The following is a 13,395-nucleotide window of genomic DNA, read 5'->3' on the forward strand; positions in this document are numbered from 1 at the left end:
GTGCCCTGACCTCGGGCAGGTCGCCGAGCAGGGCGCTGGGCCGCATCGCGGTGAAGATCGGCGCGTACCGCGACCAGTCGACGTCGGCGACCACGGCGGTCACGTCGCCGCGCAGCACCGCGCCGCGCAGCTCCGCCATCGCCAGGCGCGGTGGGAGGAAGACGAGCCCCCGGCGCTGGAAGGTCTCGGTGGCCTCGGGGTTGGCCGCCATGCCGGAGTCCGCCCACGGGCCCCACGCCAGCGACGTGGCCGCGAGACCCCTGGCGTGCCGGTGCTCGGCCAGCGCGTCGAGGTAGGCGTTGCCCGCGCCGTACGCGCCCTGTTGTCCGGCGCCGATGGTGCCCGCGATGGACCCGAACAGCACGAACAGGTCCAGCTCGCGGTCGCCGAGCAGGGCGTCCAGGTTGACCGCGCCCGCCACCTTGGCCGCCACGGCCTCGGCGAAGCCCTCCAGGTCGGTGTCGGTCAGCGGCACCTGCGTGCCGGTTCCGGCGGTGTGCACGACTCCGGTGAGCGGGTACCGCGCCGGGACGGCGTCGAGCACCGCGGCCAGCGCGGCGCGGTCGGCGACGTCGCAAGCCACGATCTCCACCCGTGCGCCCAGCGCTTCAAGTTCGGCGCGCAGCTCGTCGGCACCCGGCGCGGCCGGGCCTCGACGACTGGTCAGCACCAGGTTCTCCGCGCCGCTGCCCGCGAGCCAGCGGGCGACCTCGCCTCCCAGACCGCCGGTGCCGCCGGTGACGAGCACCGTTCCGCTCGCGGTGAACTCACCGGGTGCGGCGGGCGCGGGACGGCGTTCCAGCCGCCTGCCGAGCAGGCCGGTCCCCCGGATCGCGACCTGGTCCTCGTCGCGCGGGTCGGCCAGCAGGGCCATCAGCGACTCGGTGGCGCCGACGTCCAGCGTGCGCGGCAGGTCGACCAGACCGCCCCACAGCCGGGGGTGTTCGAGTGCCGCGGCGCGGCCGAGGCCCCACACCGCGGACTGCGCGGGGTTCGTCAGCGGGTCGGTCTCCCCCGTGCCCACCGCACCCGAGGTGAGGGTCCACAGTGGACTTTCGAGGCCCAGGTCGGCCATGGCCTGCACCAGCAGGACGGTCAGTGCCAGTCCGGTCGTGAGCCCCGGCCGCGCCGGGAACGGCCGCTCGTCCGAAGCCAGCACCGACACGGCACCGGCGAGGTCGCCCGCGGACGCCTCCGCCGTGATGAGCGCCGCCAGCGCGGTGCGGTCGGTGGTGGTCTCGTCGAGCACGATCCGCCGCACCTGCGCGCCCCACGCGCTCAGCGCGTCGCGGACCTCGGTGTCGTCGACCTCCGGGGTCGTGACCACCAGCCAGGTGCCGGACAGCTCGGCGGGCACGGCTCGCCGCAACGGCGTCCACCCGACGCCGTAGCGCCAGGAGTCCAGCGCGGTCCGGTCGACGCGGTCGCGCCGCCAGGACGACAGGGCGGGCAGCAGCGACGCCAGCGACGGCCGCTGCTCCTGCTCCAGCCCGAGGATCGTGGCGAGCTCACCGGCGTCGCCACGCTCGACGGCCGCCCACAGCCGGTCGTCCGCCGGGTCGGCGGCCGCGACGGGCGCGGCCTGCCGGGGCCACAAGAACTCGCGTTGGAAGGCGTAGGTCGGCAGGTCCACCCGCCGGGCCCCGCCGCCCGCGAAGAACGCGGGCCAGTCGACGCGGACGCCTGCGACGTCCAGCCTCGCCAGGGCCGTGACGACGCCGCGCTCCTCCGGTCGGGACGCGCGCAGAACGGGCACGAGCTCCACGTCCGCCTCGTCACCGAGGGTGTCCTGGACCATCGCCGACAGCACGCCGTCCGGGCCCAGTTCGAGGAAGGTGCGCACCCCGCGCGCGGCGAGTTCGCGCACGCCCGCCTCGAAGCGGACCGTCGCGCGCACGTGCTCGACCCAGTACTCCGGGGAGCGGAGCTGTTCGGCGGTGGCGGGCCCACCGGAGACGTTGGAGATCACCGGGATGGTCGGGTCCGCGTAGACGAGGCTCTCCGCCACCTCGCGGAACCGCTCCAGCATCGGGTCCATCCGCGGCGAGTGGAACGCGTGCGACACGCGCAGCCGCTTGGTCTTGCGGCCCTGCGCGGCGAACCTCGCGGCGAGCTCGTCGACCGCGTCCTGGTCACCGGAGACCACCACGGCGGCCGGTCCGTTGACCGCGGCGACCGCGACCCGGTCGGCCAGACCCGTGAGCTCGGATCGCACCTCGGCCTCGGTGGCCTGGACGGCGAGCATCGCGCCGCCCTCGGGCAGCTCCTGCATCAGCCGGGCGCGGGCGACGACGAGCCGGCAGGCGTCGGGGAGGGACAGCACGCCGGAGACGTGCGCCGCGGTCAGCTCGCCGATGGAGTGCCCGGTCAGGTAGTCCGGCCGCACGCCCCACGACTCGACCAGCCGGAACAGCGCCACCTCGATCGCGAACAGGGCGGGCTGGGTCCAGCCGGTCAGGTCGAGCAGGTCGGCGTCCTCGCCCCACACCACTTCCCGCAGCGGGCGGTCCAGGAGCGGGTCCAGCTCCGCGATCACCTCGTCCAGCGCCCGCGCGAAGGCGGGGAACCGGCCGTGCAGCTCGCGGCCCATGCCGAGGCGCTGGCTGCCCTGGCCGGTGAACAGCACCGCCGTCCGACCGGGCGAGGACTCGCCCTCGACCACGGCGGGGTCGGGTCGACCGGCCGCCAGCGCGGACAGCGCCCGCACCAGGGTGTCGCGGTCGTCGGCGACGACCGCGGCTCCCAGCTCGAACCGGGACCGGGTGGTCGCGGCCGAGAACGCGATGTCGGCGGCACTCGCCTCAGGCGTGGCCTCCACGGTGGACAGCAGGCGACCGGCCTGCGCCCGCAGCGCGGCCCGGCCGCGGGCGGACAGCAGCACCGGCACCGTCCGCTCGACCGGCGCGGCGGTGGGCTCCGCCACGACCGGCGCCTGTTCGAGGATGGTGTGCACGTTCGTGCCGCTGAAGCCGAACGAGGACACGGCCGCGCGGCGCGGGCGACCCACCTCCGGCCACGGGGTGGACTCGGTCAGCAGCCGCACCGCCCCGGCGGTCCAGTCGACCTGGTTGGACGGCGCGTCGACGTGCAGCGTCCTGGGCAGGACGCCGTGCCGCATCGCCAGCACCATCTTGATCACACCGGCGACACCGGCGGCGGCCTGGGTGTGCCCGATGTTCGACTTCACCGAGCCGAGCAGCAGCGCTTCGTCGCGGCCCTGCCCGTAGGTCGCCAGGATGGCTTGGGCCTCGATCGGGTCGCCGAGCGCGGTGCCCGTGCCGTGCCCTTCGACCACGTCCACGTCAGCGGTCGTCAGGCCCGCGCTCGCCAGCGCCTGGCGGATCACCCGCTGCTGCGACGGGCCGTTGGGGGCCGTCAGGCCGTTGGACGCGCCGTCCTGGTTGACCGCGGAACCCTTGACCACGGCCAGGATCTCGTGCCCGTTGCGCCGGGCGTCCGACATCCGTTCGAGCACCAGGATGCCGACGCCCTCGGCCCACGCGACGCCGTCCGCGGCGTCGGCGTAGGCCTTGCAGCGCCCGTCCGGCGACAGCCCGCGCTGGCGGGAGAACTCCAGGAAGGGCGTCGGCGTCGACATGACGGTGGCGCCGCCCGCCAGCGCGAGCGTGCACTCACCGGCGCGCAGGGCCTGCATCGCCCAGTGCATGGCCACCAGCGACGACGAGCACGCCGTGTCGACGGTGACCGCGGGCCCTTCCAGGCCCAGCGTGTAGGAGACACGGCCCGAGGCGATGCTGGGCGCGGTGCCGGTGCCCTGGTAGCCCTCGAACTCACCACCGCCCAGGACGGTGGCGTAGTCGCTGTACATGAGGCCGGTGAACACCCCGGTCTGGCTGCCGCGCAGGGAGGCGGGCGGGATCCCGGCCCGTTCGACGGCCTCCCAGGCCACCTCCAGCAGCAGGCGCTGCTGGGCGTCGGTGGCCAGCGCCTCGCGCGGGCTCATGCCGAAGAAGGCGGCGTCGAAGTCCCCGGCGTCGTGCAGGAAGCCGCCGGAGCGCGCGTAGGAGGTGCCCGTGTGGTCGGGATCGGGGTGGTAGAGCCGTTCAACGTCCCAGCCCCGGTTGGCCGGGAACCCGGAGATGGCGTCGGTCCCCTCGGTCACCAGCCGCCACAGGTCCTCCGGCGAGGACACCCCACCGGGGTACCGGCAGCCCATGCCGACGATGACGATCGGGTCGTCGTCGGCGGCCGCGAGTGCCGGGGGCAGGGCGTCGGCGGGGGTCGCCGACCCCATCAGCTCGTCGAGCAGGTGCGCGGCGAGGGCGGCCACGGTCGGGTAGTCGAAGACCAGCGTGGCCGACATCCGCAGACCGGTCACGGTCCCGAGCTGGTTGCGCAGTTCGACAGCGGTCAGCGAGTCGAAACCCAGGTCCTGGAACGAGCGGGCCGGGTCGACCGGGTCGGTGGTGTCGTGCCCGAGGACAGCCGCGACCTGGCCGCGGACCAGCTCGGTCACCAGGTCCGCGCGCTCGGCGTCGCCGAGCCTGCCGAGCCGCTGCGCGATGCCCGCGGACGTGCCGGACACCGCGGAGGCCGTGCGGCGGGTGGTGGAGCGGACCAGACCTCGCAGCACGGCCGTCACGTCGCCGCGCGCCCGCAGGGCGGGCAGGTCGAGGCGGACCGGAACGAGCGACGGCTCGCCGCTGGTCAGCGCCGCGTCGAACAGGCCGAGGCCGTGCTCTTCCGACAGCGGCAGGGTGCCGGTGCGGGCGAGGCGCTGCCTGCTCGCCTGGCCGAGTGCGCCGGTCATGCCCGCGTCGGGCGTCCACGGCCCCCAGGCCAGGGACAGGCCCGGCAGGCCGGCGGCGGTGCGGGTGACCGCCAGCGCGTCCAGGAACGCGTTGCCCGCGGCGTAGCCGGACTGGCCCGCCGCGCCGAGGACACCGGCGGCCGAGGAGAACAGCACGAACGTCGTCAGGTCGAGGCCGAGGGTCAGCTCGTGCAGGTGCCACGCGGCGTCCACCTTGGGGCGCAGCACCGCGTCCAGCCGGTCGACGGTGAGGGCGTCGAGCACGCCGTCGTCCAGCACGCCCGCCGCGTGGACCACGCCGGTCAGCGGGTGGCTGTCGGGCACGGCCGCGAGGACGTGCTCCAGCGCGGCCCGGTCGGTGACGTCGCAGGCGCTGATCGTCACCTCGGCGCCCAGGCCGGTCAGCTCGGCGGCCAGGTCCGCGGCGCCGGTCGCATCGGAGCCCTGGCGGCTGAGCAGCAGCAGGTGCCGCGCGCTGTGCTCGGCCACGAGGTGGCGGGCCAGCAGCGCGCCGAGGCCGCCGGTGCCGCCGGTGATCAGGACGGTGCCCTGGGGGTCGAGGCCGTTCCGGGTCGCGGGCGGGGAGTACCGCGCGAGGCGCGCGGCCCACGCGACACCGTCGCGGACGGCCAACTGCGGCTCCCCGGCGGTGAGGGCGGCCGCCACGACGGTGGCGTCGGACGTGCGGTCGAGGTCCAGGAGACCGAACCGGTCGGGGTGCTCGATCTGGGCGGACCGCACGAGCCCCCACGCGGCGGCCGTGACCGGGTCCGGCGACTCGGCACCGGTGACCGCGACCGCTCCGCCGGTGACGAACACCAGGGTCGACCCGGCGAACCGGTCGTCGGCCACCCACGCCTGCGCGTCGGCGAGGACCCGAGCGGTCACGTCGTGCGCGGCCGTGACCGGGTCGTCGTGCCCGCCGCCGTCCACGGCCAGGAGCACCACCGGCGGCACCGGGGCACCCGCCAGTGCGTCCAGGTCGGCGACCACGTCGGCGGACAGCGGGCCTGCCAGACCGAAGACGTCCGAGCCCAGCACCGCGATCCGCTCCGGTCCGGTGCCGGTGGCCGCCGGGACCCAGTCGAGCCGGAACAGCGAGTCCCGCACGACCGGCGAACCCGGCCGGTCGTCGCCGAACGGGCGCAGCCCGAGAAAGCCGACTGACGCGACCGGGGCGCCCCCGGCGTCCGCGACCTCCACGGACACGGCCGACCCGCCCGCGGGCGACAGCCGCACGCGCACCGAGGACGCGCCGGTCGCGTGCAGGCGGACGCCCTCCCACGAGAACGGCAGCAGGCCGGACCCGGCCGCGCCGAGGTCGAGGAACCCGGTGGCGTGCAGGGTCGCGTCGAGCAGCGCGGGGTGCACGCCGAACGCGCCCGCGTCCGGGCCCGCCACCTCCGGGAGGACGACCTCGGCGAACACGTCGGACCCTCGGCGCCACGCCGCCCGCAGCCCGCGGAAGGCGGGACCGTAGCCGAAGCCCTGTTCCCCCAGGGCTTCGTAGAACCCGTCCACGGATACCGCCTGGGCGCCTGCCGGGGGCCAGTCGACCAGCTCGGGCACCGGGTCGTGGTCCGCTGCCCGGTCGGCGCGGGCGAGCACACCGCCCGCGTGCCTGGTCCACGGGTGGTCGTCGACGCCCTCGGCGCCGTCGGGCCGGGAGTAGACGCCGAACGTCCGCCGCCCGGCGTCGTCGGGACCGCCGATGGATAGCTGTACCTGGACGCCGCCCTGCTCGCCGAGGACGAGCGGCGCGGCCATGGTCAGCTCCTCGACCAGGTCGCAGCCGACCTCGTCCCCGGCGCGCAGCGCGAGTTCGAGGAAGGCCGTGCCGGGCAGCAGCACCGCGCCGCGGATCGCGTGGCCCGCCAGCCAGGGGTGCGACTGCAACGAGAGCCTGCCGGTGAGCAGGACGCTGTCCGCCTCGGCCAGTGACACGGTGGCCGTCAGCAGCGGGTGCTGCGCGGCACCGAGACCGGCCGAGCGCAGGTCACCGGGCGCGCCGTGCCCGTCGCGCGGCCAGAACCGCCTGCGCTGGAAGGGGTAGGTGGGCAGGTCCATCCGCTTCGCGGTCGTGCCCGCGAAGAAGGCGTCCCAGCCGATCCGCACGCCGTGGGCGTGCAGGCTCGCCGCCGCGGCGGTGATCGTCCGGACCTCGTCGCGGCCGGAGCGCAGGGCCGCGACCGTCCCGACGGTGTCGGCGTCCACACCTTCGAGGCAGGTGCGGGTCATCGCGGTCAGCACGCTGTCCGGGCCGAGCTCGACGAACTGGGTGACGCCGTGGTCGCGCAGCCAGTCGATCCCGGCGGCGAACCGCACCGGCAGCCGGACGTGGTCGGCCCAGTACTCCACCGACGTCAACTGCTGAACGGTCGCCTGCTCGCCGGTTACGTTGGACACCAACGGGACCAGCGGCTCCTGGGGCGACAGGCCCGCCAGCACGGCGCGGAACCCGTCGAGCATCGGTGCCATCAGCGGGGAGTGGAACGCGTGCGAGACCCGCAGCCTCTTCGTCTTGCGCCCCAACGCCTCGAAGTGGCCCGCGACCGCGATCACCGCGTCCTCGTCACCCGAGATCACGACGGCGGACGGGCCGTTGAGCGCGGCCAGGGACACGCTGTCGGCCTTGCCCTCCAGCAGCGGCAGCACCTCGGACTCCTGCGCCTGCAAGGAGAACATGGCACCGCCTGCGGACAGCCGCTGCATCAACCTGCCGCGGGCGGTGACCAGCGCCGCGGCGTCGGCCAGACCGAAGACGCCCGCCACGTGCGCGGCGGCGACCTCGCCGATGGAGTGGCCCGCCAGGTAGTCCGGCGTGACACCCCAGGACTCGGCCAGCCGGTAGAGCGCGACCTCCACGGCGAACAGCGCGGGCTGGGCCCACTCGGTGCGCTCCAGCAGCTCGGTGTCCTCACCCCACATCACGTCCCGCAGGGGGCGGTCCAGGTGCTCGTCCAGTGCCTCGCACACCGCGTCCAGCGCGGTGGCGAACGCCGGGAACCGGGCGTGGAGTTGCCTCCCCATGCCGATGCGCTGCGCGCCCTGGCCGGTGAACAGCACCGCGACCTTCCGCTTGCCGCGCACCACTCCGCGCTCGCCGCCGACCGGCTGTCCGCCGCCCGCCAGCTCGGCCAGCGCCGCCCGCGCGCCGTCGAGGTCCTGCGCGACGAACGCGGCACGGCACTCGAAAGCGGACCGCGTGGTCGCGAGCGAGTACGCGAGGTCCTCGACCGACGACGCACCATCCACCGCGGGCAACAGGTTCGCGGCCTGCGCGTGGACGGCGTCCCAGCTCTTGCCGGACAACAGCACCGGGACGGGCCCGGCGGCCACGCCAGGTTCCCGCTCCACCGCGGGCTCGTCCGGAGCCTGCTCGATGATCGCGTGCGCGTTCGTGCCGCTGAGCCCGAAGGAGGACACACCCGCCCGACGAGGGCGGTCGTTGTCGGGCCACTCCACCGAGTCGGTGAGCAGCCGCACGGCGCCCTCGGTCCAGTCCACCTTGGACGAAGGCTCGTCGACGTGCAGCGTCTTGGGCAGCACACCGTGCCGCATGGCCATCACCATCTTGATGACGCCCGCGACACCGGCGGCGGCCTGGGTGTGGCTGATGTTCGACTTCACCGATCCGAGCAGGAGCGGCTTGTCCGCGTCCCGGTTGCGCCCGTAGGTGGCCAGCAGCGCGTGCGCCTCGACCGGGTCGCCCAGCGTGGTGCCCGTCCCGTGCGCCTCGACCGCGTCGACGTCCGAGGGGGACAGCCGCGCGTTGGCCAGTGCCTCCTGGATCACCCGCCGCTGCGAGGGGCCGTTCGGCGCGGTGAGGCCGTTGGACGCGCCGTCCTGGTTCACCGCGGAACCCCGGACCACGGCGAGGATCCGGTGCCCGTTGCGCTGGGCGTCGGAGAGCCGTTCGAGCACGAGCACGCCCGCGCCCTCGGCCCAGCCGGTGCCGTTGGCCGAGTCGGCGAACGAACGGCAGTGGCCGTCCGAGGCGAGTCCGCCCTGGAGGCTGAACTCGACGAAGGTGACCGGGCTCGGCATCACGGTGACACCACCGGCCAGCGCCAGCGAGCACTCACCGGACCGCAGTGCGTGGCTGGCCAGGTGCAGGGCGACCAGGGAGGAGGAGCACGCGGTGTCGACGGTGAGGGCGGGGCCGATGACCCCGAGGAAGTACGACAGGCGGCCGGAGATGACGCTCGTCGTGCTGCCGGTGAGCCGGAAGCCGTCGACGTTGTCCGAGGGGCCAACCCGGTAGTCCTGCGGCATCGCGCCGACGAAGACGCCGGTCCGACTGCCCTTGATCGTGGTGGGGTCGATCCCGGCGCCTTCCAGCGCCTCCCACGAGGTCTCCAGCAGGACGCGCTGCTGCGGATCCATCGCCAGCGCCTCGCGCGGCGAGATGCCGAAGAAGTCGGCGTCGAACGCCGGGGCGTCGTGCAGGAAGCCGCCGGACAGCGTCGAGGAGGAGCCGAGCGCCTCGACGTCCCAGCCGCGGTCGGTCGGGAAGTCGGTGATGCCGTGCTCGCCGTTGCTCACCATGCGCCACAGGTCGTCGGGGCTCGCCACGCCACCGGGGTAGCGACAGCCCATGCCCACGATCGCGATGGGTTCCTGCGTCGCCTGCTCCAGCTCGCTCACCCGGTTGCGGGTGGTGCGGAGGTCGGCGGTCGCACGCTTGAGGTAGTCCCTGAGCCTCTGCTCGTTGTCCATAGCTCTGTTCAACCCATCTCGACAGGCGGGGCGCGAAACATCCGGAACACCGCCGGAAACCTGGCGGACGCCAACGGGAAGTGTCATCGGGCCCCGCCCGGTAAATCCCTAGTCTTCGCCCCGGCACCCGCCCGGCACCCCGGAAGACTAGGGATTTACCGGTCGACGGCCGACTTGACTGGGCCGGACCCGTACCGGAAGGTGTCCTTTGCTCAGCCGAATACTGGGAACTTACCTCCGTCCCCACCGCGCCTCGATCGCGTTGCTGATCCTGTTGCAGATGGTGCAGACGGTCACTTTCCTGCTGCTGCCCACGATGAACGCTCAGCTCATCGACCGAGGCCTGCTCCGCGGGTCCATTGTGGACATCCTGTGGATCGGCGCCGTGATGGTGGGCGTGGCCGCGGTGCAGGTGGCGGCCAGGATGGGCGCGCAGTACTTCGGCACCGGCGTGGCGACCGCACTGGGGGCCGCGCTGCGGTCCGCGATCTTCCGCCGGGTGCAGGACTTCTCGGTCCACGAGGTCGAGCGGTTCGGCGCCGCGTCGCTCACCACCCGCACCGTCAACGACGTCCAGCAGATCCAGTTGGTCACCGTCGACGGTTTCGGCAGCATCGTGTCCGCTCCGATCATGTGCGTGGCCAGCATCGTGCTGGCGTTGCAGCAGGACGTGCCGCTGACCCTCGTGCTGCTGGTCTTCATCCCGCTGGCCACGATCACGGTCCTGGTCGTGATGGCCAGGATGAGCCCCCTGTACAGCCTGATCCAGCACAGCGTCGACCGGATGAACCGGCTGCTGCGCGAGCAGATCACCGGTGTCCGGGTGATCAGGGCGTTCGTCCGCGAGGACCACGAGCGGCGGCGCTTCGGCGACGCGAACGAGGAGCTGTTCCAGCTCACCATGCGCGCCCGGCGACAGGCGGCGATGATGTTCCCGATCGTGTGGTTGCTGGGCAACGTGTTCACCGTCGTCGTCGTGTGGGTCGGCGGCAGCCGGATCGGCTCCGGCGACCTCACGATCGGCGCGCTGAGCGCCTTCACCGGCTACGTGATCCTGATCCTGACCTCCATGCTGATCGCGATGTACGTGTTCCTGACCGTGCCGCGCGCGCAGGTGGCGGCACGCCGCGTCTGCGAGGTCCTCGACACCCCCGCTTCGCCGTCCGTGGACGGGGCCGGGGACGGGGGCACCGGCGCCCTCCCCGGTCACGTCGACCTGCGCGGCGCCGGGTTCCGCTACCCAGGCGCGGAAGAGCCGTCCCTGCGGGACATCACCCTCTCGGTGCGGCCGGGCGAGACGCTGGCGCTCATCGGCAGCACCGGGAGCGGCAAGACCACGCTGCTCAACCTGGTGCTGCGGCTGTACGAGACGACCACCGGGTCGGTCCTCGTCAACGGGACCGACGTGCGGGAGGTGGACCGCGACGCGCTGTCGGCGACCGTGGGCCTGGTGTCGCAGAAGCCCTACTTGTTCGCGGGGACCATCGCCACGAACCTGCGCTACGGCAGGCCGGAGGCCACCGACGACGAGCTGTGGCACGCGCTCGACGTCGCGCAGGTCCGGGACTTCGTGGCCGGGCTGCCCGACGGGCTCGACTCGGCGGTCGTGCAGGGCGGCGGCAACTTCTCGGGCGGACAGCGACAGCGGCTGTCCATCGCGCGGACCCTCGTGCGGCGCCCGGACGTCTACCTGTTCGACGACTGCTTCTCCGGCCTGGACTACGCCACGGAGGCCGCGTTGCGCGCGGCCCTCGCGCCGGACATCGCCGGGGCGACCGTCATCGTGGTCGCCCAGCGGATCAGCACCATCCGGGACGCGGACCGCATCGCCGTCCTGGACGAAGGCCGGGTCGTGGGACTCGGCACGCACGACGAACTGATCGCGGGCAACGACGTCTACCGCGCCATCGCCCAGTCCCAGCTCACCGCCCAGGAGGCGTTGTGACCACCCCGGCAGCGGCAGCGGAGCCCGAGACCGGCGGCGAGAGCCCCGCGGACAAGCCGCAGGACACCCGCCGCACGGTGCGCAGGCTCGTCGCCCTGCTGGGGCCCTACCGGCTGCCGACCATCGCCGCGATGGGGTGCTGCGTCATCGGTGTCGCCGCGAACACGATCGGACCGCTGCTGCTCGGCAAGGCGACCGACCTGATCTTCGCCGGGTTCGCGGGCGCGAACCTGCCCGCGGGCCTGACCAAGGCGGAGGCCATCGACCGGCTGCGCGCGGAGGGCAACACCACCCTCGCCGAGGTGTACGGCACCGTCGACCTGGTGCCCGGCAGCGGTGTCGCCTTCGGTCGGGTGGCCGTGCTGCTGGCCATCGCGCTGGCGCTCTACCTGGTCGCGTCCTCGTTCATGTACCTCCAGGAGCGGATCGCCGCGAAGGTGGTGCAGAAGGTGGCGTTCGACGTGCGGGAGCGGGTGGAGGCCAAGCTGCCGAGGCTCCCGCTGAGCTACTTCGACCGCCGTCCGGTCGGAGAGCTGCTCAGCCGGGTCACCAACGACGTCGACAACCTCCAGACCGTCATGCAGCAGACCTTCAGCAAGCTCGCGTCGGTCGTGCTCGCCCTGCTGACCGTGCTGGTGATGATGCTGGTGATCTCGCCGCTGCTCACCGTCCTGATGCTGTTGAGCATCCCGCTGTCGGGGTACATCGTCGCCCGCGTCAGCAAGCGCACCAAGCCGCACTTCGTCGAGCTGTGGGCGGACACCGGCGCGCTCAACTCCCACGTGGAGCAGATGTACACCGGGCACGCCCTGGTCCGGGTGTTCGGGCAGCGCGAGACCGCGCTGCGCGAGTTCGACGAGTGCAACGACGCGATGCGCGGGTCCGGACGGCGGGCGCACTTCTTCGCCGAGGCCATCGAGCCCGCGCTGCTGTTCGTGGCCAACCTCAACTACGTCATGGTCGCCGTCGTCGGGGCGCTGCGGGTGGCGAGCGGGGCGCTGTCGCTCGGCAGCGTGCAGGCGTTCATGTTGTACACCACCCAGTTCAACAACCAGGCGGGCGAGATCGGCGGCGTGATCGGCAAGCTCCAGTCCGGCTTCGCCTCGGCCGAACGGGTTTTCGAACTGCTCGACGCGGAGGAGCAGCGGCCGGACCCGCCGGACGCCGACCGCGCGGAGCACGTGCGGGGCAGCGTCGAGTTCGACCGCGTGAGCTTCCGCTACACCGCCGACCGCCCGCTGATCGAGGACCTCTCGCTGACCGTGCGGCCCGGCCAGGTGGTCGCGATCGTCGGCCCCACCGGGGCGGGCAAGACCACGCTGGGCAACCTGCTGATGCGCTTCCACGAGGTGGACGGCGGCCGGATCCTGTTGGACGGCCGGGACATCGCGACGATGACCCGGCAGGACGTGCGGTCCAGGACCGGGCTCGTGCTCCAGGACACCTGGCTGTTCGAGGGGACCATCGCCGACAACATCGCCTACGGACTGCCCGGCGCCACGCGGGAGCAGGTCGTCGCCGCCGCGCGGGCCGTGCGGGTCGACCACTTCGTCCGCACGATGCCCGACGGCTACGACACCGTGTTCACCGAGACGGCCGCGGTCAGCGCGGGCGAGAAGCAGCTCGTCACGGTGGCGCGGGCGTTCCTGGCCGACCCGGCGATCCTGATCCTCGACGAGGCCACCAGTTCCGTGGACACCCGCAGCGAGGTGCTCATCCAGAAGGCGATGACGTCGTTGCGCGCGGGCCGCACCTGCTTCGTGATCGCGCACCGGCTCTCCACGATCCAGGACGCGGACGTGATCCTCGTGATGGAGGACGGGAAGATCGTCGAACGCGGCGCGCACGGGGAGTTGTTGCGCGCCAAGGGTGCCTACGCGCGTCTGTTCGCCGCGCAGTTCGCGCGCACCGCCGAGGACGAAGAGGAGCGGCCCGACCGGTGAGGCCGGTCGGGCCGCTC

General features: G+C 73.5%; 3 protein-coding genes (1 of these 3 only partly in view). 2 read left to right on the forward strand and 1 reads right to left on the reverse strand.

The annotated features are described in order from the left end of the window. Positions 1 to 9,490, reverse strand: the 5' end (the start) of a protein-coding gene (locus NZH93_RS40290; RefSeq protein WP_259628583.1) for a type I polyketide synthase. 18,698 nt of this gene lie to the left of the window's left edge; only the first 9,490 of its 28,188 coding nucleotides appear in the window; its start codon is at positions 9,488 to 9,490; the stop codon falls past the left edge of the window. A 208-nt stretch (positions 9,491 to 9,698) separates the two neighbouring features. On the opposite strand from NZH93_RS40290, the gene NZH93_RS40295 reads away from it, so the two are divergent. Both NZH93_RS40295 and NZH93_RS40300 read left to right on the forward strand, forming a co-directional pair. Continuing rightward, positions 9,699 to 11,435 carry an ABC transporter ATP-binding protein gene (locus NZH93_RS40295; protein WP_259628584.1) on the forward strand — a complete coding sequence of 579 codons (1,737 nt, stop codon included), beginning with the start codon at positions 9,699 to 9,701 and terminating at the stop codon, positions 11,433 to 11,435. After that, positions 11,432 to 13,378, forward strand: a complete 1,947-nt coding sequence (locus NZH93_RS40300) for an ABC transporter ATP-binding protein (RefSeq protein ID WP_259628585.1) — start codon at positions 11,432 to 11,434, stop codon at positions 13,376 to 13,378. The genes NZH93_RS40295 and NZH93_RS40300 overlap by 4 nt, the downstream gene beginning before the upstream one ends. Positions 13,379 to 13,395: the final 17 nt, after the last annotated feature.

Origin of the sequence: Umezawaea endophytica (assembly GCF_025061645.1) — a bacterium.
GTDB classification, from domain to species: domain Bacteria; phylum Actinomycetota; class Actinomycetes; order Mycobacteriales; family Pseudonocardiaceae; genus Umezawaea; species Umezawaea endophytica.